Origin of the sequence: Mesorhizobium sp. M0601 (genome assembly GCF_040320845.1) — a bacterium.
Classification (GTDB): Bacteria; Pseudomonadota; Alphaproteobacteria; order Rhizobiales; family Rhizobiaceae; genus Mesorhizobium.
The window spans coordinates 139,284-161,550 of the sequence record NZ_JAMYQK010000007.1 but is presented as its reverse complement, the minus strand read 5'-3'; the positions used below and the strand labels follow the sequence as shown (position 1 = coordinate 161,550).

Sequence of the window (22,267 nt, the reverse complement as noted above, 5' to 3'; positions counted from 1 at the left end):
GATTAACCAACGGTTTGCCATATGAGCCGTTCGTGGTCGCGATGGCCGCGCCAGCGATACTATGCGCCGCGTCCGCGAAGCCTGTGGCGCCGACTGATGGACTATGGGCTGACACTCATCGTGCTCGGCCTGCTGATCCTCCTGGCGGCGCGCCTCGACCGGGTGGAGACGCGCAAGACGGAGGGCGCGGCCATTGTCAATGACGGCGATAGCATCACGCTCGGCGGCGAGCGCATCCGCATGCGTGGCATCGACGCGCCGGAATATTCGCAGATCTGTCGCAAGGACGGTGCCGACTATCCTTGCGGCAAGCTCGCGCGGCAGTCCCTGGTGCGGTTGATCGCCGGCAAAGCCGTCTCCTGCAGCGGCTGGCAGCGGGACCGCTACGGCAGGCTGCTCGGCGACTGCAAGGCCGGCGGCAAGGATCTCAACCGCGCACAGGTCGAGGCCGGCTGGGCGGTCGCCTTTGGCGATTTCGAGACCGAGGAAGCTGCTGCGCGCGCGGGCAAAGCCGGCATCTGGGGCGGAACTTTCGACGAGCCGGAGAACTGGCGCGAGAGCCACGGCCACGAGCTGGTTGAAAGAAAGCACGGTACCTTGGCGTCGATCGGCGACGCCTTGCGCGAAATTTTTCGCTTCTGGTGAGCTGTGCCTATAGTTCGTCGAGACGGACGAGGAGGATAGAGATGAAGCTGTTCGACGGCGGGCGGGCGCCCAATCCACGCCGGGTTCGGATTTTTCTGGCCGAAAAGGGACTTCAGGTTCCGCTGGTGCCCGTCGACATGGGCGCGCTGGAGCACAAAGAGCAGCCGGTTAGCTCGCGCAATCCGCTGAAGCGTCTGCCGGTGCTCGAGCTCGACGACGGCACAGTCATCACCGAATCCGTCGCAATCTGTCGTTACTTCGAGGAACTGCACCCCGAGCCGGCTTTGTTCGGGCGTGGCGCGCTCGGCAAGGCGATCGTCGAGATGTGGCAAAGACGTGTGGAGTTCAATCTGTTCGGCTGCGTCGCTGCGGCGTTCCGGCACATCCACCCCGCAATGAGGGAATGGGAGATCCCGCAAATCCCCGAATGGGGCGAGGCCAACAAGCCGAAGGCGATCGAATTCCTGAGATTTCTGGACACTGAGCTCGCCAGCAGGGAATTCGTCGCCGGCGATGCCTATTCGATCGCCGACATCACCGGGCTGGTCGCCATCGACTTCATGAAGCCGGCTCGCATCAAGGTACCCGAAGAGTGCACCAACGTGCTGCGCTGGTATCGAGAAATCTCCAGCCGGCCGAGTGCCGCCGCCTGACAATGAGTTCCGAATGACCGAAGAGTTGGAAGCCCTGGCGGCGAGGGTACGCGCCTGCCGCATCTGCGTCGATAAGCCGGCCGCCAGGCCGCTGCCGCACCAGCCGCGGCCCGTGCTCAGGCCATCTTCGAGTGCGCGTATCCTGATCGCCAGCCAGGCGCCGGGTACCAAGGTTCACATTACAGGGATGCCGTTCACCGACGCCTCCGGCGACCGGCTGCGAAGCTGGCTGGGCGTCGGCAGCGAGGAATTTTACGACACGGACAAATTCGCCATCGTGCCGATGGGCTTTTGCTTTCCCGGTCAGGACGCCAGGGGCGCCGACCTGCCGCCGCGCCGCGAATGTGCGCCGGCCTGGCGCACATCGCTGATGGCGCTGATGCCGCAAGTCGATATGGTGCTGACGATCGGCATCTACGCGCAAAGCTGGCATATGGGCGCGGCGCGCCGTCCCTCGCTGACGGAAACGGTCATGGATTGGCGTGCCATCTGGGCGGCGGCAACCGACCCGAAAGTCCTGCCGCTGCCGCACCCGTCCTGGCGCAACACCGGCTGGCTGAAGCGCAATCCATGGTTTGAAATGGATTTGCTGCCCTTTCTGAGATCGGAAATCCGCTATCGCCTCGGCTAGGCATTCAGCAAGAAATCACTCGCTTTCGCACTATGCGGCAGAATTTCTTTCTTGTAATAGGCTCGAGCAAGAGGGATTATGGTAATCCATTCCTCGAAGCGCGCCGCGCATGAGGGGACGCGCGTTAAATTCTTGTTTTTATGCATGTCGTTGTGCCAAGGCCGCTGCGCACTTGGACGACTTGCATCAGGGGAGCATCCAATGGACCGCCTTGATAGAAAAATTCTCCGCCTGCTGCAGGAGGATGCGACGCTTGCAGTCGCCGACGTCGCCAAGAAGGTCGGCCTGTCGACGACGCCGTGCTGGCGGCGCATCCAGAAGCTCGAGGAAGAGGGCGTCATCAAGCGGCGCGTCGCCATCCTCGATCATGAAAAGGTCAATGTGCGGGTCACGGTGTTCGTCTCGATCCGCACCAATTCGCACAGCCATGAATGGCTGCGGCGCTTTTCGGAGGTCATCCAGGAATTCCCGGAAGTGGTCGAATTCTATCGCATGAGCGGCGACGTCGACTATCTCTTGCGCGTCGTGGTGCCCGATATCGCCGCCTACGACGCCTTCTACAAGCGGCTGATCGCCAAGATCGAGATCCGCGACGTGTCGTCTTCCTTCGCCATGGAGCAGATCAAATACACGACCGAGATGCCGCTGGATTACATGATGCTCGACAAGGAGTCCGGCGCCAACGCCGCCTGAGATTCTTCTGTTTAGTTCTTCTTTTTGTTCAGGAAAGTCCATGGCGAGTTGACCGGCAGCGTGATCGTGTCCGGCACCGTATCGACGTTGACCACCTCGGCCTTGTGCACGGTGTAACCTGACTGGATGACGCTGACGCCGTCAAGGATGAAAAGCTGGCTCTTCTCCATACCCGGTTGCAAGGCGCCGGTCACCGAAACCGGCTGGTAGGCCTCGGACATCCTGTAAGGGTGTGCAGGCGTGACGAGGACGATCTGGTTGGGCGGCGGCGTCGGCATGTGGCTGCAGGCTCCCGTCCACGGCACCAGCAGGAATTGGTAGACGAGATCACCATCGCGGTCGACTGGCAGCGCATAGCCTGCGAGCTGCACGATCTTGTCCTGCAGATGGAGAGACAGCGTCTCGCCATGATCGGGCATTTTGGCCGCAATCATCGGCAGTCCGACGCTTTCGGCGGCTGGCTGGGTCGGCGGGCGCAGATCCTTCCAGAAAATATGCATCGTCCCGGCGCAAGCGCTGTCTGCCACAATGGACACGAACACCGCGGCCGCCAGGATCGCTCCTGATTTGAGACAGTTGCTCATTGCTGCTCCATTGTTGAGCCTTGATCTGCGGCCTATGCCAGCAAGTAAAGCTGCCGCTGTCGCCAAGGTCAACGTTCAAGCCGCATCACATGCCGGCGCGAGCCGGTCATGCCGATCTCGCGAAAGCCGCGGGCGGCGAACGTGTCCCGAAAACCCATGAAGCTGTAGCTCGGCGACGCCTGGTCGACCGGATAGGCTTCGATCGTCCTGGCGCCTTTGGCAAAGGCGTGATCGATGGCCGCGTCGAGCAATGCGCTTGCCAGCCCGCCGCCGCGCAACGCTCTCGGCACAAAGAAGCAGACGATCGACCAGATGCCCATCTCGCCATCGTCCTGCTGCCGTGACAGCTTGCGGTAGGTCTCGCGCGGCGCGATCGAGCACCAGCCGACGGTCCGGCCATCGATCTGGGCGACAATGCCGACCGGCGTGCCGGCGTCGATCAGCGTCATCATCGCGCGTTTCTTCTCGTCGTTCTCGACATGCTCGCGGCGGTCGAGATTGCGCCAAGCCATACACCAGCAGTATTTCGGCCCGCCGGGTTGCTCGAACAGGTTTTCGAAATCGGCGCGCGTCGATTGCGTCACCTCCGTGAAGCGCACTTCGCTCAGGTCAAGCTTTTCTGGCGGCGAGCCGCTCGAGCGTCTTGGCATCGGAAAGTTCCTTCACGGCGTCCTTGCCGATCCAGCGTGCGGTCCTGTCTGTCGAGGCCGCCAGTTTTAGCGCCACGGCAAGGGCAGGGCCGTGCAAATTCATCGATCGCTTGCCGATCGAACGAAGCGCCCAGTTCACGGCCTTCTTCACAAAATTGCGGGCGTCGGTCGCATGCGCTTCGATGATCGGCAAGAATTCGAGGAAGGTCGTCTCGGGTTCCTTCTTCCGGTGGACTACCGACCAGGCAATCATCGCAAAAGCCGTGCGTCGAACGAGTTCCCGTTCGTCGACCGCGAATTCGGCGATCAATTCCTTCCAGCAATCCGTGTCGACAAAGAGATCGGAGACCCCGTCGACGATATCCCACGAGTCGAAAGTCGCCGCCCATCGTCTTGCATCCGCGGCGGAGAACCGCTCCGGATCGGCTGTCACGGAAGCGATGAACTGCGCCTCCATGATGCCTGTCTGCCAAAGCTCAAAGGCACGCTCATGGTTGCGCTTGATTTTCTTGGCAATCTGCCGCTGCACGCCATGCGAGATACCGAGCGCACGTTCGATCTTGATGCCGTAGCGCAGCATGCCAAGCCGATTTTCCTCCGAGGCGATCGAGCGCAGATGAGCAACGATTTCATCGGCGCTGGATTGAGGCGAAAGCTCGGCCACGGTGAAATCCTATTTCTCCAGCCGCGCCAGCAGCGAGGACGTGTCCCAGCGCTTGCCGCCCATCGCCTGCACGTCCTTGTAGAACTGGTCGACAAGTGCCGTCACCGGCAGTTTGGCGCCGTTGCGGTCGGCCTCGGCGAGGCAGATGCCAAGATCCTTGCGCATCCAGTCGACGGCGAAGCCGAAATCATATTTGCCGGCATTCATCGTCTTGTGCCGGTTCTCCATCTGCCAGGAACCGGCCGCACCCTTGGAAATCACCTCGATGACCTTTTCGATGTCGAGCCCTGCCTTCTTGCCGAAATGGATGCCCTCGGCCAGGCCCTGAACGAGGCCGGCGATGCAGATCTGGTTGATCATCTTGGTGAGCTGGCCAGCCCCGGCCGGTCCCATCAATCCGACCATGCGGGCATAAGCATCTATGACTGACTTGGCCCTGTCGAAGGCGTCGGGCTCGCCGCCGACCATCACGGTCAGCATGCCGTTCTCGGCGCCTGCCTGGCCGCCGGAGACCGGGGCGTCGAGGAACGCAAACCCGAGCGCTTGCGACTGCTGCGCCAGTTCGCGCGCGACCTCCGCCGATGCGGTGGTATTGTCGATGAAGATGGCGCCTTTCTTCATGGAATTGAAGGCGCCTCCGGCGCCGGTCGTCACCGAGCGCAGATCGTCGTCATTGCCGACGCAGGAAAAGACGAAGTCCTTGCCCTCCGCCGCCTCCGCTGGCGTCGCAGCGAAGCTGCCGCCGTGCTGGGCAACCCACTGCTCGGCCTTGGCGCTGGTACGATTGTAGACGGTGACATCGTAACCGCCCTTGTTCTTGAGATGTCCGGCCATCGGATAACCCATGACGCCAAGACCAAGAAATGCCACCGAAGCCATGTTTTCGAATCCCTTAGAAGCCTGCTTTGCGGTCTTCTTACCGGATCAGGCAAGGTGATGGGAGTCAGCGGTGCAGGTGGATGGTGATGCGCCGTTCGATCCACTCGACGCCGTGGCGCAATGTTTCCACGATGATCAGATAGATGATCGCCGCCCAGATATACGACTGAAAGTCGAAGGTGCGCGCATAGGTGAGCCGGGTGATGCCCATCAAATCGTAGACCGTGATAATGGCGACGATTGCCGAGCCCTTGATCATCAGGATGATCTCGTTGCCATAGGGGCGTAGCGCCACAATCAGCGCCTGCGGCAGGATGATTTTCCACATCGTCTGTAGTTTATGCAGGCCGAGCGAGGCGGCACCTTCCCACTGGCCTCTCGGCACGCTCTCGATCGCGCCACGCAAAATCTCGGCCTGGTACGCGGCCGTATTCAGCGAAAAGGCGAAGATCGCGCAGTTGAACGCCTCGCGGAAGAAACCCCACAGGCCGACCATCTCGAGTTCCGGCCGGAAGGAGCCCAATCCGTAGTAGACCAGGAAGGTCTGCGCCAACAGCGGCGTGCCGCGAAAAAAATAGACATAGGCATAGGCAAACCCCGAGAGGATCGGGTTCTTCGACATACGTGCATAGGCGATGGGCACCGACAGGATTGCGCCAAGCACAATCGAGATGGCAACCAGCAACAGGGTGATGCCGAGGCCGGATATGTAGCCGGGTGCATATTTCTGGAAGAACTCCGGGTTCCACGCAGCGACCAGGTAGACGACCATGCCGATGCCGAGAGCGATCCACAGGCCGACCAGGACATGGCCGAGGATGCGTTGGCGCGACCAGCCGCGTGCGGGCGGCGGCGGCCGGTCGACCTTCAGCGTGTCGGTGGCCAGGCTCATCTCTTGACCTCGCTGCCGCCGACCGCTCGTTCGATCGCATTGATGCCGAAGGAGGAGACGATCGCCAGCAGGAGATAGATCAGGCCGGCAAAGCCGTAAAACAGGAAGGCATGCTTGGTGACGCGAGCGGCAACCCCGCTCTGCCGGAGGATCTCGTTGAGTCCGACGGCCGAGACGAGCGCGGTGTCCTTGAGCAGGATAAGCCAGAGATTGGCAAGTCCGGGCAACGCGATGCGGATCAACTGCGGCAACACGATCAGCCGCATCGTCTGGCCGCTGGACAGGCCAACCGAATAGCCTCCCTCATATTGCCCTTTTGGAATGGCGCGGAACGCGGATAAAAACACCTCGCTGGAATAAGAGGAGAAAATGAAGCACAGCGCGATCATGCCGGCGACGAAGCTGTTGACGTCGGCGGAGGTGCCAGGGCTCACCAGCCGGACAATGTACTGCAGGATCAATGGGATGCCGAAGAAGATCAGAAACAGCGTGAGCAGCTCGGGTATTCCGCGAAAAATCGTGGTGTAGATGTTCCCGGCCAGTCTCAGCGAGGGCTCTTCCGATTGTTTGGCCAGCGCCACGAAAAAGCCGAGCGTCAGCCCGAAGGGCAGAGTGGCCAGCGCAAGACATACCGTGACAAACACACCCGCGGCGATGTCGTCGAGCCAGCCTTCGGGTCCCCAACTGAGAAGCGTCAGTGCGCTCTGCATCCGCCTGCCTGTTCTCCTTGAGGCTCTTCGAGACCCGTACCGCATCACCCCTCGTGCGCGGCGTCCTTATAAGAACGGCGGGAATCTCCCGCCGTTCACGTCATCCTATGTCGGTCGATCAGGACTCGCCGCCATAAACGTCATATTTGAAGTATTTGTCGTTGATTTCCTTGTACTTTCCGTTTGCGCGGATGGCGTCGATCGCCGCATTGAACTGGTTGACCAGATCGGTCTCGCCCTTGCGCACGGCAATGCCGGCGCCCGGACCGTGGATTTCGATAACCGGCTTGATTGTGCCGACCAGCTTGCAGCAGGCGCCGTCCGGCGAATCCAGCCATTGCTGCAGCACGACGACGTCGTCGTTGGCGGCATCGAGCCGGCCATTGGCCAGATCGAGCTGGTATTCCTGTGCGGTCGGGTACGGCTTGACGGTGCTGTCGGTATAAGTCTTGGTCGAATAGTTGAAATGCGTGGTGGACGCCTGCACGCCGATCGTTTTGCCGGCCAAATCTTCCTTGGTGACACCCTTGATGTCGGTGTCCTTGGGCGCGGCGATCGCCGGCGGCGTATTGTAATATTTGTGGGTGAAGTCGACCTTCTCGGCGCGTTCCGGCGTGATCGACATCGACGCGACGATGGCGTCGAACTTGCCTGCCTGAAGGGCTGGAATGATGCCGTCCCAGTCCTGCGCGACGAAGGTGCACTTCACCTTCATCTCGTCGCAAAGCGCCTTGGCGATGTCGATATCGAAGCCCACGAGTTGGCCGTCGGCGGTGAGGTTGTTGAATGGCGGATACGCTCCCTCGGTGCCGATCCTCAAGGTTTTTTCCTGCGCCTGGGCAACGCCAAGCGTCAGCAGCGCAGCCGAAGCGGCGAGCGCGATACGCAGTGCAATACGCATAATGGTCCTCTCTGTTGGTCCCGGCCGTCGTTCCCGAACGGCTCTGTGGGCGGTGCTTTTGACCGCCCGCTGGCGCGATACTCCCATTCTTTCCCAAGAAAAAGCAACTGCAAAACCGTCGCTTGAGGGAAGGTCATGTTCAGAAAACGGTGACGCTGGGTCAAACGCCTGAATGGAGAGAAAGTGGCCGGAAGCCCCCTGCGGCCGCGATCTCAGCGCGTCAGGCCGGTGGCGCGCTCGATGAAGTCAGCTATCGAATTCGTGTCGTCGAGATCGAAGGCCGGCAGGTCTTCGCCGACAATGTGGAAGTCGGACGCGATGGCGACAATGTGTGGATCGCCTGCCGAGAGCGGTGTCCGGTCCTTGGCCTCGAGCCGTCGCGTCTCGATTTTCTTGTGCGCCTCGCGCTTGTAACCCTCGACCAGCACGATATCGGAGGGTGCCAGCCGTGACAGGATCGCGTCCAGCGTCGGCTCGTCCTCGCCGCGCAATTCGTGCATCAGCGCCCAGCGCCTGCCCGACACGACCGCGACCTCCACTGCTCCCGCCTGCCGGTGGCGAAAGCTGTCCGCTCCGGGTTTGTCGATGTCGAAATCATGATGGGCGTGTTTTACCGTCGACACTTTCCAGCCGCGCCGGACGAGCTCGGCCACCAGCTTTTCGGTCAATGTCGTCTTGCCGGAGTTCTTCCAGCCGGTGATGCCGAAGATACGTCTTTTCATGGTTCGATGCTCTGCAACAGATGCGCGGCCTGGGCAAGGTCGTCGGGAGTGTTGATGTTGAAGAACGGATCGACCTCGGCCCCGCCCGATTTCAGGATGGGAAATTCCACCTCGACAAAACCGTGCCGGTCGATGAACGCCGCAACGCGCCGGTTGTCTTCCTCGACGAGAAATTGTCGCAAGGCCTGATCTAACCCTAGCGGCCAGAGTGCAAAGGTCGGATGTCGTTTGCCGCCGGAACAGGCAACGGCGATCGAGCCGGAGCGCGCATAGGCTGCCGCGAGCAGCCGCTCGACCATATCCCTGGGCAGGAAAGGCGTATCGCCGGCAGCCGTGACCAGCGCCTGGCAGGTCGTGTCGGAAGCCCATTCGAGGCCGGTCAGGATCCCGGCAAGCGGCCCGGCATAACCTTTGACCGTATCGGCAAGCACCGGAAGCCCCGCCGCGGCAAACCGTGTCGGATCGCCATTGGCGTTTAGCGCAAGCGGTCCGACCTGCGGGCCAAGGCGCGAAACGACATGGTCGAGCAGGGTACCGTCGCCAAGCGCAAGCAGCGTCTTGTCGCCGCCGCCCATCCGGCTCGACCGGCCGCCGGCTAGAATGATCCCTGCGATATCTCGGCCCATCGTTTGCTGCCTAGACCCAAAATCCAGTTTTCAAATCAGACAGTCGTCGACAGTCACTCTATATGCCGTCCGGCGCCATGTCCGGTCCAGTGCTTTCGGCGGCTGTCTTTCGCCGGCCGACGATCCGTTCGCGGTAGAGTGCATAGAGGCCCGACGCGATGATGATCGTGGCACCGACGATCATCGGCAGATCCGGGACGTCGCCGAAGATCGTGAAGCCAAGCAGGATCGACCAGAGCAGGGCGGTGTAGCGGAACGGCGCGATGAAGGAGATATCGCCCACCCGCATCGCCGTGATGATGAAGTGGTAGCCGATGAGCACGAGCACCGCCGCCAGCGCCAGGAACGCCGTGCTTTGTCCTGTCATCGGTGTCCAGCCGCCCATCGGTGAAAGCAATGCCGCGCCCAGAAACGTCATGGCAAGGGCGGTGGCGCTCGACACCAGCAATGTCGGAATTGCCTGCGGTATCCGCTTGGTGGCGAGATCGCGCACCGCACAGCATGCCACGCTGGCCAGCGCCAGCAGAGAAAAGACGCTGAACCCTTCGAAGCCCGGCCGCACGATGATCAGCACGCCGGCAAAACCGACGGCAATAGCTAGCCAGCGCCGCCAGCCGACGCCCTCGTTGAACACAAGCGCTGCGGCCATCGTCACCGCCAGCGGCAGCGCCTGCAGCACGGCGGAGACATTGGCGATCGGAAGATGCGCCAGAGCAACCAGGAAGGACACCGTGGCGCCGGCCTCGCCGGCGACGCGCAGCGCAACGGTCGGCTGCAGCATCGAACCTGGCCGGGCAAGCGCGCCGCGTTGCCACGCAAGCAGGCCAACGAAAAGCGAAGCGAAGGCGCCGCGGATCAGCATGACCTGCGCCATGTTCATCGATTCCGACGAGAATTTGGTGATAGCGTCGTTGAGGGTGAAACCAGCCATGGCCACCATCATGAACAACGCGCCGCGCAGGTTTGGCGAAAGAGGCAAGGCGATTACCGGGTGAGTCCTGCAGCAAGCGTCTAGCAGGCACCCGCAAAACAGCAACGTCAAAGGGCTGGGCCACAGCCTTTCTATGGCCCGTAACATCTGTCGCGCAAGAGCGGCAGGGCTTATTTGGGCGTCAGTACCTCAGTGCCGTTGCCTTCCTTGCCGGCAATCGTCCACAGGCCACGCAGCGAGCCGTCGTCCTGCACCTTGTAGACGACAAGACCGACCGCCTTGCCCATGACATAACCGGCGGAGAAGGCATCATCATTGCGCATGCAGATACCGTCCGAGGACGAGCCGCCTGTCTCCCAATGGATCGTGCAGGTCGTCTCGCTGGTCAGCGTGATCGTCGCGTCGCCACCATAGGACGACCCATCGAAATTGGTGCCGGCCACGGCATAGGTGCCGCCGATCGACTGAGCCGCCGCGGGCAGGGCCGCGAGGCTGAGCAATGCAAGAGAAAGAATGAGTTTGCGCATATCGTATTCCCCCACTGGGCGAAGAACCGCTCCAGAGCAGAGGCTAGGCCCGAATGGGCTTGCGGTAAATCCGGTGACCGTTTGCGGACGAGACCTTTTCTGGGTGTGACCCAAAAAAGGTGCCGTTCTAAAGGATAGGTCCGGAGGGCAAATTTATCACATTGCGGCTCGAGGAAATATTTCGACGAGATCAAATTTGCTCGGCAAGATTCACCAAATTGGTCATTGTAAGCTTCTGATCGTGTTGGGGAGATGGTCCATGATGAATGCACGAGGCAATGCGGACTGGCTTGGCACAGGCAGCAGGCGGCATGTTTCGTCGGCTTTCCGGTTCTCTTCTGCCCTGGCCGTCATCCTCATGGCGATAGCGCCTGCGTTCGCCGAGAACGGCGCTTCGGCGTCGGCAGTCGAACGGATGTCCACGCCGGGTCACGAAGCGGATGAGCTCGCTCGCCGCGTCGGGAAATGGTCCGTCGTCAACACGATCTGGCCAACGCCCGGTGCGCAGCCGATCGTCATGACCGGGCTGGTGGCCGAGCGCACGATGATCGGTCCCTTCATGCAGGAGGTGATGCGCCCGGCGCCCGGGTCGAAAATGCCGGACTTCCACCGGATAGCCTATTTGAGCTATGACCGAGTGGAGGGCCGCTGGAAGTATGTCTCCATGGACACCCGTTTCCCGGCAGGGATCATGCCCGCCTGGAGTTTTGGTGGTGAGGAGGACGGCAAGATTTCACTCCTGTTCCAGCCGCTTGGTTTCGTCGGCTTCGGCCCCGAGGTCGAAGGGCGGTTCACGGCCTCCGATTTCGTCATTTCCAGGGACGGCGACAATCACGAAGTGGCCGAGCAACATTTCCTCCAGGCCAATGGCAGCGGCAAAAAATGGCTTGCCGTACGATATGACTACACGCGCCAACAACCGTGACTCGCTAGCAAAAACAATAGGCTGCCAATAAGTTCTGACGTCGCCGGATGCTCACGGTCCCCTGAGGCTGCCGGCGATCGCATCGACGAGCGGGTCGTATTTCGATTTCAGGGCTGGCGGGTAGTCGATCCAGACCGTGCGGATGACACCGTCTTTTCCGAACAGGCGGCGTTCGTAGAAGATGTTCTCGCCTTTGATGCCCGACAGCACCGCCCAGTCCTTGCCGGTCTTGCTGTAGGTGATCCTGTAGCCAGGTTCCTTGCCGGCCCTCTCGGCGGAGACGAAGGCTGTCGGGGTGTCATCATCGATGTTGAGGATACCCGAACAGATCAGGCTGGCGCCATCGGCAGTGAGCCATTGTTGTCCATCACCATTGTCCGGCTCAGGCTGGCGAAGAGTGAAGATTTCATCCGGAAAGGTGCAGATGGTACCGAAGCGCTCGTTCGTATAGGTAAATGGCGCGGCAACTGCCGTGGTCCCCGCCATCACTCCGAAAAACGTCAGGACTGCAAAAAAACCGCTGCACGCCTTGCCTCGAAGCCGGTGCCAAGGCGACTATTCTTGCACGAAATCGGCCAAAAATCAGCCGCCGGTGACGCTCATATGCCGCGACACCGACGGACGGTTGGTGCGGCGATCGATGATGAAGTCGTGGCCTTTGGGCTTGCGGCCGATTGCTTCGTCGATGGCACCGGCGACCAGCTCGTTGCCTTCCGACGCACGCAGCGGCGCGCGCAGGTCGGCCGCATCTTCCTGGCCGAGGCACATGTAAAGGGTGCCGGTGCAGGTCAGCCGGACCCGGTTGCAGCTTTCGCAGAAATTATGCGTCATCGGTGTGATGAAGCCCAGCCGCCCGCCGGTCTCGGCGACTTGGACATAGCGGGCCGGGCCACCGGTCTTGTAGGGAATGTCGCTTAGCGTGAACTGGCGTTCGAGAGCCGCGCGCAGCAGCGACAGCGGCAAATACTGGTCGGTGCGGTCGGCATCGATCTCGCCCATCGGCATGGTTTCGATGACCGTCAGATCCATGCCGCGGCCATGCGCCCAGCGCAGCATTTCAGGCAATTCGGCGTCATTGAAGTCCTTCAACGCCACGGCATTGAGCTTTACCTTTAGCCCGGCCGCCTGCGCGGCGTCGATGCCGTCCATGACCTTGTCCAGATTGCCCCAGCGGGTGATCTGGCGGAATTTGTCGGCATCGAGGGTATCGAGCGAGACGTTAATGCGCTTGACGCCGCAGTCGGCGAGCTCGGCGGCAAAGCGGGAAAGCTGCGATCCGTTGGTGGTCAGCGTCAGCTCTTCCAGTGCACCACTCTCGAGATGCCGCGAAAGCTGGCGCACCAGGTGCATGATGTTCTTGCGCACAAGCGGCTCACCGCCGGTGAGGCGGAGCTTGCGCACACCCTTTTCGATGAAGACCGTGCAGAGCCGGTCGAGCTCTTCCAGCGACAGCAGGTCCTTCTTGGGCAGGAACGTCATGTCCTCGGCCATGCAATAGGTGCAGCGGAAATCGCAGCGGTCGGTAACCGACACGCGCAGGTAGGTAATCGTGCGACCGAAAGGATCGATCATATCCATGCGTATGCGCTTTCCGTGGCCGTGAACGGCTTCGTTATATATGGCTATGTGATACGAGCCAACTTGCCATTCAAGATAGAAGCTCGGAATCTTCGGCAACATTCCCCAGCCGACAGATCATGTCGGAACTTTCCATGCGGCCTTTTCCCTCGACGCGAAGCGGCGTAGGAAGGGCAGTTCTCCGCAGGATCCACCACCATGACAGCGCCAAAGGAACTCAGGGTCTCGAAGGACCGCAAGCTGCTTTCCGTCACCTTTCCGGGCCATCAGCCGTTCGAATTGTCGGCCGAGCTGCTGCGTGTCGCCTCGCCATCGGCCGAGGTGCAGGGCCATTCGCCCGAACAGCGCGTCACCGTTCCCGGCAAGCGTAATGTAGCGATTCTGAAGATCGAGCCGGTCGGCAATTATGCCGTGCGCATCACCTTCGACGATTTCCATGATACCGGCATCTTCACCTGGAATTACCTGCATACGCTGGGTCATGAGAAGGATGCACGCTGGGCCGCCTATCTCGCCGAACTGGAAGAGAAGGGGCTGAGCCGCGACCGTTGAATGGGATCCCGCAGGACTCTCAGGTCAACGCAGGATCGCCAGTATCTCGCTGGTGTCGTGATAAAACGGCGTGCCTTCGATCAGCCGGTCATCCTTGAAGCGCAAGACTTCGGCAAACGGCTGTTTGATGGTTGCACCATTGGCCCGCGATGTCAGCGAAAGCGAGCAGCTCATGAACACCGTGTCATCGTTTTGGGCGACCTGAAGGTCCTCCACCGCCACGTCGCTCCAGATTTCCCGCATTTTGCGGAAAAGGGCGCCAACGCCGTCGAGGCCGTTCCAGTCACCGGCATAGGGCAGGGAGCGCGGCTCATGCACGACAATCTCGGCATGAAATGCGCCGGCAAGCACATCGAGGCTCTCCGACCCTGATTGCAGGAAACGCATTTCAACATTGAACATGTTTTCAATAAGTTCCATGGCGGTGCGTCGCCGGTCGAGCGGTTTATCCATTTTTGACCTCCGTATCCGTTGGCACGATCATGCAGGTAAAGCGGTTTGCCCTTGTTTGCGTTGCCTCGACACCCGTTTCCTGATGACCGGCAAACGGGCACTTGTCGTGAAAACGTCATGCATCTGGAGTAGCGCCGGCAAAGCTTTGGAGACGAAAACATGTCCATAATCACCAGCGTCGAACAGCTCGAAGCGCTCTATGGCCTGCCTAGTGAAGCGTCGGTGGTCAAGGAACTCGACCAGCTGATTCGCGAATACGCAGCTATCATCGAGGCGTCGCCGTTTGCCGCCCTCGCAACCTGCGGGCCAGAAGGGCTGGACTGCTCGCCGCGCGGCGATCTCGCCGGCTTCGTCCGCATCCACGATCCGAAAACGCTGATGGTGCCCGACCGGCGCGGCAACAACCGTGCCGATTCGCTAAGGAACATCCTTCGCGACCCGCGCGTCGCGCTTCTGTTCCTCGTGCCGGGTTCCGGCACGACGCTGCGCGTCAATGGCCGCGCCCACATCACCACCGATACCGGGCTCTGCGCCTCGTTCGCCGTCGAGGGCAAGCCGGCGCGCTCGGTGACGATCATCGAGATCGATGCGGTTTATTTCCAGTGCGCCCGCGCCATCCACCGATCGGAACTGTGGAACCCGGCAAGGCATGTCGACCCGAGATCGCTGCCGACTCCCGGCCAAATCCTGGAAATCACCAGCCGCAAGAACATTGACGGCGAGGTCTACGACAAGGAATGGCCCGAGCGCGCGAAAAAATCGATGTGGTGAAGCATTTGGTGGTGGAGCACTGGGCTGTCAGGCGGTCTTCAAAACCTCGGCAACCCTACGCATCTGTTCGCCGATCATGTCGCATTGTTCCGGTGTCGACTGGCTCATCGCCTTCTCGATAAGCGCCATATGGACCTTCAGTGCCTGCATCAGCAGTGCCTCGCCGGCCTCGGTCAACGTCAGCCGCAGCACGCGCTTGTCCTTCTCATCGCCCTCGCGGCGCAGCAGGCCGCGCGTCTCCAGCTGCGGCAAAAGCATGGTGATGTTGGAGCGGCCGACCAGCAGCCGGCGAGCGAGGTCGTGCTGCGACATGCCGGGATGACGGTAGAGGTTCATCAGCACGTCGAGCTGCGCCGGCTTCAGGTCGAGCGGTGCAAGCTTCACCGCCAGGGTGCGTTCCAGCACATGGCAGGCGCGCGCCACCGCGACCCAGTTGCGAAAACGCGGGTTGTCCCAGGGCAGGTCTTGCTTAATGTTCATGTTTGAACTATTATGTTCATGCTTGAACCAATGAATGGATCGCCACTATGGCATCATTTGGACTGAAGGTCATCCGCGGCACGTTCGGCGTGGCTGAGCATGTGGCACCGCGACTCACCGGGCGTGCTGCATTCGAGCTGTTCTGCCGCACGCCGCACGAGAAAAGCCTGAGCGAAGGCGAGCGCCGCGCAATCGACCGCGCCGCCGATTTCATGACCCAGGCACGCCATCATCGGCTAAAGACCAGAACCGGCTGCGTCATGGTGCATGAGTTCCGGCCCGAGCCGGGCAGGGCGGCTGCCGGCACCGTGCTCGTCATCCATGGTTGGCGTTCGCGCACCGAATACATGCGCACGCTGATCGAAGCCTATCGCGATGCCGGCTACAAGGTGGTCTCGCTCGACCTGCCGGGCCACGGCCAGTCGCAGGGCCGCCGGCTTACCCTGGTCAGCGCGGTCGATGCGGCACGGGTTGCCGGCGAATGGTTCGGGCCGTTTGCCGCCATTGTCGGCCATTCCTTCGGTGGTGCCGTTGCCGCCAACGCCGTCGCCGGTTCGATCAGGAACATCCCGCGATTGGCGGCCGGGCGGCTGGTGCTTATCGCCGCGCCGAGCTCGCTGCCGGCGATCTTCGCTGATTTCAGCCGCATGCTGAATGTCGGCTCGCGCTCGCAGGCCGCCATGGCCGACCGGGTCGAGCGCATCGCCGGCCGGCCGTTGCACGAGTTCACCGGTGACCGCCAGCTCGCAAGCACGCCGCTGCCGACGCTGGTGATCCACGCGCCGGACGACCGCGAAGTGTCCGCCGAGCATGCAAGGCTCTACACGCGCGCCGGCGACCATGTGCGGCTTTACTGGGCCGACGGGCTCGGCCACCGCCGCATTCTCGCCGACAGGGGTGTGGCGGAGCGTGCCGTTGGCTTCGTTGCCGGCAGGCTCGAGCCGTCTCTGCAGTAACCTGAATATCGTTCTTGTCAGCCGGGTTCGACGTCACGCTGCCCCGGTGCTGGCCATCGCTATCCAAGCCGCCATTGCCCCGGCCACCGTCGCCAGAAGAGCCGAGCGCGACGCGCCGTCGCGCGCCTGGATCGACATGCCGTGCTGCACGGTCGCGTAGAAGGTCGCGGCCGTACCGCAGTCGAAATCGGCCGGCAACTCTCCCTCGGCGACGCCACGCTCGAGGCGTCTCAGCAAGGCTTCGCGGTTTTCGGCGCGGCGACGGCGCAGATCATCGCAGATGGCGCCGCGGCTTGAATCCTGGTGCAATGCGCCGAGCGTGATAAGGCAGCCTTGCGGACGACCGCTCTGTGAATAGGCCCTGGCAGTCTGCCGCAGGAACCGTTCGACGGCCTCGCGCGCGGTCGGCGCCTTTTCCAGCGCGGACCAGATCTCGGTTCCCTCGACCCGCGTGTAAAGCTCGGTTGCCTCGAGAAACAGCGCTTCCTTGCTGGCGAAGGCGGCATAGAGGCTGGGTGAGTTGATGCCCATTGCAGCGGTCAGGTCACTTATCGACGCGCCCTCATAACCCTTGGCCCAAAACACTTCCATTGCGCGCCGCAAGGCGGCGGCTCGATCGAAGGTGCGGGGGCGGCCTCGTTCCGGCATGGCATTCTTTCTGTATTGATCGATACATAATTCCGTTGACGTGGTTCAGCAAGGCTGGCAGATATTTATGTATCAATCACTACAAAATGGAGAAGCAGATGTCATCCAGAAGCTTGAACGGCAAGGTCGCCCTCGTCACCGGCGGCAGCCGCGGCATTGGTGCGGCGATCGCAAGAAGGCTCGCGGCCGACGGGGCAGGCGTGGCGATCACCTATGTGAATGGCGAGGAAGGGGCGTGTGCGGTGGTCAGGGAAATCGAGGCGGCCGGCGGCCGGGCCTTTGCCATCAAGGCCGACAATCGCGATGCTGGGGCGATCGAGGCGGCAGTCGATGAGGCAGCAACAGCCTTCGGACGGCTCGACATCCTGGTCAATAGCGCCGGCATCTGGCGCGCTGCGCCGATCGATGCCCTGTCGCTTGCCGATTTCGACGAGACGATGGAGGTCAACCTCAGAGCCCCGTTCGTCGCCGCCAAGGCGGCAGCAGCGCATATGGGCGAGGGTGGCCGGATCATCTCGATCGGCAGCAATCTGGCCGAGCGTGCCACGGACGCCGGCCTGAGCGCCTACTCGGCCAGCAAGGCTGCCTTGGTTGGCCTGACCAAGGCCTTTGCACGCGATCTCGGTCCGCGCGGCATCACCGCCAATGTCGTCCATCCGGGGTCGACCGATACCGACATGAATCCGGCAGCCGGCCCGCACGCCGAGCATCAGCGTCAGAAGATGGCGATGCCTCGCTTCGGCACGGCCGACGAGATCGCCGGCATGGTCGCCTGGCTTGCCGGCCCCGAAGGGCGCTTCGTGACAGGCGCGGCATTGACCATCGACGGCGGCGCCAACGCTTGAGGTTTGGCTCACGGGCACTACCATTGGTCGGGAGCGACGGCGGATTCGCTCCCCCCGTCACGACGTTGTGAAACCGTTCTGCAACAGACGTTCCGAAATTTATGAAAGCTTAACGAAATCAGTATGAATCAGTGTAGTCACGCCTTACATCCGCCATGGGGTGGGCGAGACCGTGAAAGCGGTGCGGAACGGGATCCGGTTCAACCGGAGCGGGTGATCCATGAAACTCCTTGGAAACAAAGCAACCGTGCTGCCGTTTGCGGTGGCCGCGGCAATGCTGGCCTTCGGGGCGCCGAAGGCTGAAGCGCAAGGGTTCTTCGACATGCTTTTCGGCGGCGGCGTCAAACACGCACCGCCGAAAGGTGACTTTCCGCCGCCACCGTCAAAATACAAGCCGAAGCCCAAGGCGCCGGCCGCTTCCGGTGGTGGTGCGCAAATCAGCAGCCCGTCCTATTATACCTACAAGAGCGATCCGCTGGTGCGCGTCGATTTTTCGGCACTGTCGGCAGCGCCTGAACCAGCAACGCCTCAGGACGCTGCTTTCGAGCCGGCGGCCACCGGGGCTGCATTCCGCGAAGCCATTGCCGGCCTCGACGGCTATGACCTCTACGCCGAGAAGGACGTCGCCAAGGCGCTGATCGCCTATTACTCGGCCAATCCGGATTTCATCTGGGTGGCGGGAACCAGTCCCAGCAGCCGTGCCCAGGATGCCGTGCGGGTGCTGGGCGAGGCCGCGAGCTACGGCCTGACGCCCGCCGACTACACCGTCGAAGTTCCGGCAGCAGGCACATCGGCGGGCAATGTCGATGAGCGCCTGAAAGAGCTGGTCCGCTTCGAGATGGCGCTGTCGGCGCGTGTCCTGCGCTACGCCCGTGACGCACAAAGCGGCCGCGTCGATCCCAACCGCATGACCGGCTACTACGATTTTCCGCCGAAGCCGCTCGACATGGAAGGGGTGCTGAAGACGCTGGCCCATACCCAGCAAGTGCGCACTTATCTCGAGTCACGGCATCCACAGAATTCCGAGTATCAGGCGCTGCGCGTCGAACTGGAAGCGCTCCAGGCCAGCGCCGAAGACGAAATCACCATCGATCCCGATCTGCTGTTGAAGCCGGGGCAGACCAGCCCCGAGCTGCCGAAGCTTTTGACAAAGATCGCGCGCAATCTCGATGACGAGATGGGCGGCGCCTATGGCGAGGTCCTGGCGAGGCTCGCTACCAGCGAGGTCTACGATCCGGAGCTGGTGCCGGTGATCAAGGCGGTGCAGAAACGGGCCGGCATGAAAGGCGACGGCGTCATCGGCCCGCGTACCGTTGCATCGTTGGCCGGAACGTCCAAGGCCGACAAAGTTCAGAAGGTTCGGGTTGCGCTCGAAGAATTGCGCTGGTTGCCTTCCGACCTTGGCAGCCCGCGCGTCTTCATCAACCAGCCGGCTTTCACCGCGAGCTATATCGATGATGGCGAGGAGAAGCTGAAGACACGCGCCGTGGTTGGCAGGCCCACCAACCAGACTGCTTTCTTCTATGACCAGATAGAGCAGGTCGACTTCCATCCCTACTGGGGCGTGCCGCAATCGATCCTGGTCAACGAGATGCTGCCGCGGCTGCGCCGGGATCCTGGCTATCTCGACCGCGCCGGCTACGAGGTGGTCGATGCCCGCGGCAAGCGCATTCCCTCGTCCTCGGTCAATTGGGGCGCCTACGGCGCAAAGATACCCTACGGCGTGCGCCAGCTGCCAAGCGAGGCCAATGCGCTGGGCGAGCTGAAGATACTGTTCCCCAACAAGCATGCAATCTACATGCACGATACGCCGCAGAAGTCGTTTTTCCAGCGCGACATGCGTGCGCTCAGCCATGGCTGCGTTCGCTTGCAGGATCCGCGCGGCATGGCCGCTGCCGTGCTCGGCACCTCGGTCGACTACATCGAGGACAAACTGAAACACGGACATTCGACCGAGGACGTGACACGCAAGATCCCGGTCTATGTCGCCTATTTCACCGCGTGGCCGGACCTGTCCGGCAAGGTCGAATACTTCAACGACGTCTACGGCCGCGATACAAGGCTGCAGCAGGCGCTCGACAGCACGGAAGCGGTGCGTTCGCCGGCAAGCTGACGAATGCGGTTCTAGCGCTGAAACAGCGGACGCCGGAAACCGGCATCGCGTCCGGCGATGAGCCAATAGACCAGGCCCGCGACAATGCCTGCGGCGGCAATGATGCCGATATCGGCCCAGCGCTCCGGGTTCGTGTCATCCGGTACACTGGGCCAGATCAAGGCGAAGCCGCCAACAGCGGCCGCCGCGCCGAAGACCATGTGCAGCCAAAAACTGCGCAGCGAGAAAAACTCGGCAATCAGTGCGAAGATCAGCGTCTGCAGGCCGGTCAGCACGATCGTCAGAAAATAGATGAACATGCCGAGCGGCGGCAACAGCAGCACCGCAACGGGGGTGATACCCATGACGTCGAAATAATTAGGCGCATTTGGCAGCGAACTCAGCCCGCCATAGATCGCCGCCACCGCGATCAGCCCAACCAGTACCGCTATGAAATAACCCGCGAGCATCATCAGAAAGCGTTTCAATACGTGCTTTACCGTCGCCATGCCCACCCCCGCGCGCAATGATAGCACCCAGTCAGCCATCAAAGTCATGTCTACGCAAGCGTGTGCCGAAGGCCGGGGGCCTTCGAGGCGCGCCATTTTTTAGAATCTGGACCGTTGGCGGCCAGCTTCATTTCGGCGCGGCTGTCACCGGGTCATAGGTGATTTCAACTTTGGCCTTGTCGCTCGTGTAATAAATGACGGTGTAGCCATCGCTGTCCCAATCGATTTCCTTGATGTAGCGGAAGTCGTCGCGCTGCTCGACCTTGGCGATGATTTCCGACAGCTTCTTGGCATTCTGCGGCGGCACCGGATTTTCGTCCGCGGCAAAGGCCGATCCGCCGACAAGCAGCACGGCGGCCGCCAAAACAAGTCTGGACATGGCTTTCCCTCACATTTCGATGAGCAGAAACTCGTTTCCATGCAGGTTTGTTCCGGGATCGCGGAGCGTTGCGCTACAAGGAGGCGCCGGCCGTACCTGATTTATGGCCGCCGAAAGAAAGGCAGGTCGCTTAAAATCATGATGCGTCGCCTCAACATCGCGGCCATAATAGTGCCGGCGGTCATTCGGGGGGGCTACATGCAAATGCATCATGCCATCATATTTGTACTTTTCATATTTTCCATTCCGGCCATTTCGATGCCTGTCCAGAAAGCCGAGGCGCTGGAACCTGAACGCTATACGGTCTATTGCGCCGACGACCGCATCGAGGTTTCGTTCTGGGATATCGAGCAGATGAAGGTGCGGGCCGGCTCCAACGTTTGCCAGTTCCAGAGCTATACGAGCTACAGCAGCGCTTTGAATTTCGCCCAAAAGAATTTTGGCGGCGAGGGGGCGACCTGCAGCTGCTAGCCGCTCCGGCTTGGAATTGATTCAGGAAAGCAGATGGTGGGCGATGCAGGGATTGAACCTGCGACCCCACCCGTGTGAAGGGTGTGCTCTCCCGCTGAGCTAATCGCCCGCTCGTTGCCCGAAGGCCAAGCGCGCCGCGATATAAGGGAGGCCGGCCTGCTAAGTCAACCACTTGTCGGTCGGCATTTGGCGGTCCGCCCTATGGGCAGCTTTTAGCCTTCTGCCGCGGCCATCAGCCCTTGTACCAGATCGAGCGTCAGCGAATCGAAATGCGAGATCACCGCCGACGGTTCGAACTCTCGCACATGACGGTCGGTGTAGCCGAAATCGACTGCCACCACCGGAATCCCGGCGGCTTTCGCCGTGTCGATGTCGGTCTGCGAATCACCGACCATCAGTGCACGGTGCGGGTCGCCGCCGGCGCGCGCGATGGTCTGCGTGAGATGGCGCGGGTCGGGCTTGCGGAACGGAAAACTATCCTGACCGCAGATCGCCGCGAAATGCCTGGTCATACCGAGCGCCTCGATCAGCGCCACCGAATTGGCCTCGTATTTATTGGTGCAGATGGCCAGCAGGTAACCGGCCGCCTCGAACCGCGCGATCGCCTCGGGGACGCCGGGATAGGGGCGCGATTTGCCGGGGATGTTAACGGTGTAATGGTCCAGAAACAGCTTGAGCAGGCGATCGTGCTCCTCCACTGCCAGCGACCTGTGCTGCGCTGCGTGGGCGCGCTCGATCATCACCCGGCCGCCATGGCCGACGAAGCGCCTAAAGCCGGCTTCGTCGACGGCCGCGAGCTGGCTGGCGGCAAGGCTGTGGTTGAGACTGTCGAGCAGGTCCGGCGCCGTGTCGATCAGCGTCCCGTCGAGGTCGAACACGATGATCGGTCGGGTCATGGCC

General features: G+C 61.6%; 29 protein-coding genes, 1 tRNA gene and 1 pseudogene. 11 read left to right on the top strand and 20 right to left on the bottom strand.

All coding sequences use genetic code 11. The features are described from left to right. Positions 1 to 21 precede the first annotated feature (21 nt). The 4 genes from NKI41_RS10235 (at position 22) to NKI41_RS10220 (ending at position 2,622) form a co-directional block, all read left to right on the top strand. Entirely contained in the window at positions 22 to 645 is a 624-nt protein-coding gene (locus NKI41_RS10235; RefSeq protein ID WP_352682786.1) for a thermonuclease family protein, read from the top strand. 41 nt (positions 646 to 686) lie between these two features. Further along, positions 687 to 1,298, top strand: coding sequence for a glutathione S-transferase (locus NKI41_RS10230; RefSeq protein WP_352682784.1), 612 nt, complete (start codon positions 687 to 689; stop codon positions 1,296 to 1,298). 13 nt (positions 1,299 to 1,311) lie between these two features. After that, positions 1,312 to 1,929: a uracil-DNA glycosylase family protein gene (locus NKI41_RS10225; RefSeq protein WP_502901202.1), complete on the top strand. Its 618-nt coding sequence runs from the start codon at positions 1,312 to 1,314 to the stop codon at positions 1,927 to 1,929. Between the two features lie 201 nt (positions 1,930 to 2,130). Then, positions 2,131 to 2,622, top strand: a complete 492-nt coding sequence (locus NKI41_RS10220) for an Lrp/AsnC family transcriptional regulator (protein WP_023675006.1) — start codon at positions 2,131 to 2,133, stop codon at positions 2,620 to 2,622. Positions 2,623 to 2,633: 11 nt separating this feature from the next. On the opposite strand, the gene NKI41_RS10215 is transcribed toward NKI41_RS10220, so the two are convergent. The 11 genes and pseudogenes from NKI41_RS10215 to NKI41_RS10165 all read right to left on the bottom strand — a co-directional run bounded on the left by NKI41_RS10215 (position 2,634) and on the right by NKI41_RS10165 (position 10,708). Then, positions 2,634 to 3,206: a DUF3299 domain-containing protein gene (locus tag NKI41_RS10215; RefSeq protein WP_352682782.1), complete on the bottom strand. Its 573-nt coding sequence runs from the start codon at positions 3,204 to 3,206 to the stop codon at positions 2,634 to 2,636. 68 nt (positions 3,207 to 3,274) lie between these two features. Further along, positions 3,275 to 3,856: a GNAT family N-acetyltransferase gene (locus NKI41_RS10210; RefSeq protein ID WP_352682780.1), complete on the bottom strand. Its 582-nt coding sequence runs from the start codon at positions 3,854 to 3,856 to the stop codon at positions 3,275 to 3,277. Beyond that, positions 3,816 to 4,520, bottom strand: coding sequence for a DNA alkylation repair protein (locus tag NKI41_RS10205; RefSeq protein ID WP_352682778.1), 705 nt, complete (start codon positions 4,518 to 4,520; stop codon positions 3,816 to 3,818). The genes NKI41_RS10210 and NKI41_RS10205 overlap by 41 nt, the downstream gene beginning before the upstream one ends. A 9-nt stretch (positions 4,521 to 4,529) precedes the next feature. Continuing rightward, positions 4,530 to 5,405: pseudogene (locus NKI41_RS10200) on the bottom strand (NAD(P)-dependent oxidoreductase); the annotation flags it as partial. Between the two features lie 58 nt (positions 5,406 to 5,463). Continuing rightward, on the bottom strand, positions 5,464 to 6,291 hold the full coding sequence (locus tag NKI41_RS10195) for an ABC transporter permease (protein ID WP_352502421.1): 828 nt from the start codon (positions 6,289 to 6,291) through the stop codon (positions 5,464 to 5,466). Then, complete coding sequence (locus NKI41_RS10190; RefSeq protein WP_023675013.1) at positions 6,288 to 7,001, bottom strand: ABC transporter permease; 714 nt, start codon at positions 6,999 to 7,001, stop codon at positions 6,288 to 6,290. Before NKI41_RS10190 ends, NKI41_RS10195 begins: the two co-directional genes overlap by 4 nt. Before the next feature lie 118 nt (positions 7,002 to 7,119). Then, complete coding sequence (locus NKI41_RS10185; protein ID WP_352471894.1) at positions 7,120 to 7,902, bottom strand: ABC transporter substrate-binding protein; 783 nt, start codon at positions 7,900 to 7,902, stop codon at positions 7,120 to 7,122. Positions 7,903 to 8,114: 212 nt separating this feature from the next. Then, the gene (mobB, locus tag NKI41_RS10180; protein ID WP_352502422.1) at positions 8,115 to 8,624 is read right to left on the bottom strand and encodes a molybdopterin-guanine dinucleotide biosynthesis protein B; all 510 of its coding nucleotides are present in this window, start codon (positions 8,622 to 8,624) and stop codon (positions 8,115 to 8,117) included. Further along, positions 8,621 to 9,250: a molybdenum cofactor guanylyltransferase MobA gene (mobA, locus tag NKI41_RS10175; protein WP_352682775.1), complete on the bottom strand. Its 630-nt coding sequence runs from the start codon at positions 9,248 to 9,250 to the stop codon at positions 8,621 to 8,623. Before mobA ends, mobB begins: the two co-directional genes overlap by 4 nt. Positions 9,251 to 9,308: 58 nt before the next feature. Then, entirely contained in the window at positions 9,309 to 10,229 is a 921-nt protein-coding gene (locus tag NKI41_RS10170) for a DMT family transporter (RefSeq protein WP_352682773.1), read from the bottom strand. A 122-nt stretch (positions 10,230 to 10,351) separates the two neighbouring features. Beyond that, on the bottom strand, positions 10,352 to 10,708 hold the full coding sequence (locus NKI41_RS10165) for a hypothetical protein (RefSeq protein ID WP_352448884.1): 357 nt from the start codon (positions 10,706 to 10,708) through the stop codon (positions 10,352 to 10,354). Positions 10,709 to 10,904: 196 nt separating this feature from the next. Here NKI41_RS10165 and NKI41_RS10160 point away from each other — a divergent pair, with 196 nt between their 5' ends. Further along, positions 10,905 to 11,633, top strand: a complete 729-nt coding sequence (locus NKI41_RS10160) for a DUF1579 family protein (protein ID WP_352682771.1) — start codon at positions 10,905 to 10,907, stop codon at positions 11,631 to 11,633. 51 nt (positions 11,634 to 11,684) lie between these two features. On the opposite strand, the gene NKI41_RS10155 is transcribed toward NKI41_RS10160, so the two are convergent. Beyond that, complete coding sequence (locus NKI41_RS10155) at positions 11,685 to 12,119, bottom strand: hypothetical protein (protein WP_352682769.1); 435 nt, start codon at positions 12,117 to 12,119, stop codon at positions 11,685 to 11,687. Between the two features lie 96 nt (positions 12,120 to 12,215). Further along, positions 12,216 to 13,211, bottom strand: a complete 996-nt coding sequence (gene moaA, locus NKI41_RS10150) for a GTP 3',8-cyclase MoaA (protein WP_352502428.1) — start codon at positions 13,209 to 13,211, stop codon at positions 12,216 to 12,218. Between the two features lie 198 nt (positions 13,212 to 13,409). Between moaA and NKI41_RS10145 the strand changes: the two genes are divergently transcribed. Next, positions 13,410 to 13,763, top strand: a complete 354-nt coding sequence (locus tag NKI41_RS10145) for a gamma-butyrobetaine hydroxylase family protein (RefSeq protein ID WP_352456745.1) — start codon at positions 13,410 to 13,412, stop codon at positions 13,761 to 13,763. 24 nt (positions 13,764 to 13,787) lie between these two features. On the opposite strand, the gene NKI41_RS10140 is transcribed toward NKI41_RS10145, so the two are convergent. Next, positions 13,788 to 14,216, bottom strand: coding sequence for a nuclear transport factor 2 family protein (locus NKI41_RS10140; protein WP_023675023.1), 429 nt, complete (start codon positions 14,214 to 14,216; stop codon positions 13,788 to 13,790). A 159-nt stretch (positions 14,217 to 14,375) separates the two neighbouring features. Here NKI41_RS10140 and NKI41_RS10135 point away from each other — a divergent pair, with 159 nt between their 5' ends. Then, positions 14,376 to 14,987 carry a pyridoxamine 5'-phosphate oxidase family protein gene (locus NKI41_RS10135; protein WP_352682767.1) on the top strand — a complete coding sequence of 204 codons (612 nt, stop codon included), beginning with the start codon at positions 14,376 to 14,378 and terminating at the stop codon, positions 14,985 to 14,987. Between the two features lie 27 nt (positions 14,988 to 15,014). Here the strand turns inward: NKI41_RS10135 and NKI41_RS10130 are convergent, their stop codons facing one another. Next, the gene (locus tag NKI41_RS10130) at positions 15,015 to 15,467 is read right to left on the bottom strand and encodes a MarR family winged helix-turn-helix transcriptional regulator (RefSeq protein ID WP_254817243.1); all 453 of its coding nucleotides are present in this window, start codon (positions 15,465 to 15,467) and stop codon (positions 15,015 to 15,017) included. Positions 15,468 to 15,514: 47 nt separating this feature from the next. On the opposite strand from NKI41_RS10130, the gene NKI41_RS10125 reads away from it, so the two are divergent. Next, positions 15,515 to 16,423: an alpha/beta hydrolase gene (locus NKI41_RS10125; protein WP_352682765.1), complete on the top strand. Its 909-nt coding sequence runs from the start codon at positions 15,515 to 15,517 to the stop codon at positions 16,421 to 16,423. 33 nt (positions 16,424 to 16,456) lie between these two features. Here the strand turns inward: NKI41_RS10125 and NKI41_RS10120 are convergent, their stop codons facing one another. Then, positions 16,457 to 17,071 carry a TetR/AcrR family transcriptional regulator gene (locus NKI41_RS10120; RefSeq protein ID WP_352682763.1) on the bottom strand — a complete coding sequence of 205 codons (615 nt, stop codon included), beginning with the start codon at positions 17,069 to 17,071 and terminating at the stop codon, positions 16,457 to 16,459. Positions 17,072 to 17,169: 98 nt separating this feature from the next. On the opposite strand from NKI41_RS10120, the gene NKI41_RS10115 reads away from it, so the two are divergent. Then, a complete protein-coding gene (locus tag NKI41_RS10115) occupies positions 17,170 to 17,916 on the top strand; it encodes a 3-oxoacyl-ACP reductase family protein (protein WP_352682761.1) in 747 nt (248 codons plus the stop codon). 220 nt (positions 17,917 to 18,136) lie between these two features. Beyond that, on the top strand, positions 18,137 to 20,029 hold the full coding sequence (locus tag NKI41_RS10110; RefSeq protein WP_352682759.1) for a L,D-transpeptidase family protein: 1,893 nt from the start codon (positions 18,137 to 18,139) through the stop codon (positions 20,027 to 20,029). An 11-nt stretch (positions 20,030 to 20,040) separates the two neighbouring features. Here NKI41_RS10110 and NKI41_RS10105 read toward each other — a convergent pair whose 3' ends face one another. Next, a complete protein-coding gene (locus NKI41_RS10105; RefSeq protein WP_352682807.1) occupies positions 20,041 to 20,517 on the bottom strand; it encodes a hypothetical protein in 477 nt (158 codons plus the stop codon). 127 nt (positions 20,518 to 20,644) lie between these two features. Next, complete coding sequence (locus NKI41_RS10100) at positions 20,645 to 20,896, bottom strand: PepSY domain-containing protein (RefSeq protein ID WP_023675031.1); 252 nt, start codon at positions 20,894 to 20,896, stop codon at positions 20,645 to 20,647. A 138-nt stretch (positions 20,897 to 21,034) separates the two neighbouring features. On the opposite strand from NKI41_RS10100, the gene NKI41_RS10095 reads away from it, so the two are divergent. Beyond that, positions 21,035 to 21,367 (top strand): hypothetical protein, encoded by a 333-nt coding sequence (locus NKI41_RS10095; protein ID WP_352682756.1) that lies wholly within the window; start codon positions 21,035 to 21,037, stop codon positions 21,365 to 21,367. Positions 21,368 to 21,401: 34 nt separating this feature from the next. Here the strand turns inward: NKI41_RS10095 and NKI41_RS10090 are convergent. After that, positions 21,402 to 21,476: transfer RNA gene (locus NKI41_RS10090), tRNA-Val, on the bottom strand. Positions 21,477 to 21,579: 103 nt separating this feature from the next. Further along, complete coding sequence (locus tag NKI41_RS10085) at positions 21,580 to 22,263, bottom strand: phosphoglycolate phosphatase (RefSeq protein WP_352682754.1); 684 nt, start codon at positions 22,261 to 22,263, stop codon at positions 21,580 to 21,582. Between the last annotated feature and the right edge of the window lie 4 nt (positions 22,264 to 22,267).

Bases quoted from the DNA above. Each gene is read 5' to 3' on its own strand.
- NKI41_RS10145 (WP_352456745.1), top strand. From the start codon at position 13,410: ATGACAGCGCCAAAGGAACTCAGGGTCTCGAAGGACCGCAAGCTGCTT.
- NKI41_RS10140 (WP_023675023.1), bottom strand. From the start codon at position 14,216: ATGGATAAACCGCTCGACCGGCGACGCACCGCCATGGAACTTATTGAA.
- NKI41_RS10110 (WP_352682759.1), top strand. From the start codon at position 18,137: ATGAAACTCCTTGGAAACAAAGCAACCGTGCTGCCGTTTGCGGTGGCC.
- NKI41_RS10220 (WP_023675006.1), top strand. From the start codon at position 2,131: ATGGACCGCCTTGATAGAAAAATTCTCCGCCTGCTGCAGGAGGATGCG.
- NKI41_RS10130 (WP_254817243.1), bottom strand. From the start codon at position 15,467: ATGAACATTAAGCAAGACCTGCCCTGGGACAACCCGCGTTTTCGCAAC.
- NKI41_RS10135 (WP_352682767.1), top strand. From the start codon at position 14,376: ATGTCCATAATCACCAGCGTCGAACAGCTCGAAGCGCTCTATGGCCTG.
- NKI41_RS10155 (WP_352682769.1), bottom strand. From the start codon at position 12,119: ATGGCGGGGACCACGGCAGTTGCCGCGCCATTTACCTATACGAACGAG.
- moaA (WP_352502428.1), bottom strand. From the start codon at position 13,211: ATGGATATGATCGATCCTTTCGGTCGCACGATTACCTACCTGCGCGTG.
- NKI41_RS10100 (WP_023675031.1), bottom strand. From the start codon at position 20,896: ATGTCCAGACTTGTTTTGGCGGCCGCCGTGCTGCTTGTCGGCGGATCG.
- NKI41_RS10120 (WP_352682763.1), bottom strand. From the start codon at position 17,071: ATGCCGGAACGAGGCCGCCCCCGCACCTTCGATCGAGCCGCCGCCTTG.
- NKI41_RS10125 (WP_352682765.1), top strand. From the start codon at position 15,515: ATGGCATCATTTGGACTGAAGGTCATCCGCGGCACGTTCGGCGTGGCT.
- mobA (WP_352682775.1), bottom strand. From the start codon at position 9,250: ATGGGCCGAGATATCGCAGGGATCATTCTAGCCGGCGGCCGGTCGAGC.
- NKI41_RS10105 (WP_352682807.1), bottom strand. From the start codon at position 20,517: ATGGCGACGGTAAAGCACGTATTGAAACGCTTTCTGATGATGCTCGCG.
- NKI41_RS10230 (WP_352682784.1), top strand. From the start codon at position 687: ATGAAGCTGTTCGACGGCGGGCGGGCGCCCAATCCACGCCGGGTTCGG.
- NKI41_RS10210 (WP_352682780.1), bottom strand. From the start codon at position 3,856: ATGCCAAGACGCTCGAGCGGCTCGCCGCCAGAAAAGCTTGACCTGAGC.
- NKI41_RS10165 (WP_352448884.1), bottom strand. From the start codon at position 10,708: ATGCGCAAACTCATTCTTTCTCTTGCATTGCTCAGCCTCGCGGCCCTG.
- NKI41_RS10235 (WP_352682786.1), top strand. From the start codon at position 22: ATGAGCCGTTCGTGGTCGCGATGGCCGCGCCAGCGATACTATGCGCCG.
- NKI41_RS10095 (WP_352682756.1), top strand. From the start codon at position 21,035: ATGATGCGTCGCCTCAACATCGCGGCCATAATAGTGCCGGCGGTCATT.
- NKI41_RS10195 (WP_352502421.1), bottom strand. From the start codon at position 6,291: ATGAGCCTGGCCACCGACACGCTGAAGGTCGACCGGCCGCCGCCGCCC.
- NKI41_RS10215 (WP_352682782.1), bottom strand. From the start codon at position 3,206: ATGAGCAACTGTCTCAAATCAGGAGCGATCCTGGCGGCCGCGGTGTTC.
- NKI41_RS10190 (WP_023675013.1), bottom strand. From the start codon at position 7,001: ATGCAGAGCGCACTGACGCTTCTCAGTTGGGGACCCGAAGGCTGGCTC.
- NKI41_RS10115 (WP_352682761.1), top strand. From the start codon at position 17,170: ATGTCATCCAGAAGCTTGAACGGCAAGGTCGCCCTCGTCACCGGCGGC.
- mobB (WP_352502422.1), bottom strand. From the start codon at position 8,624: ATGAAAAGACGTATCTTCGGCATCACCGGCTGGAAGAACTCCGGCAAG.
- NKI41_RS10225 (WP_502901202.1), top strand. From the start codon at position 1,312: ATGACCGAAGAGTTGGAAGCCCTGGCGGCGAGGGTACGCGCCTGCCGC.
- NKI41_RS10185 (WP_352471894.1), bottom strand. From the start codon at position 7,902: ATGCGTATTGCACTGCGTATCGCGCTCGCCGCTTCGGCTGCGCTGCTG.
- NKI41_RS10085 (WP_352682754.1), bottom strand. From the start codon at position 22,263: ATGACCCGACCGATCATCGTGTTCGACCTCGACGGGACGCTGATCGAC.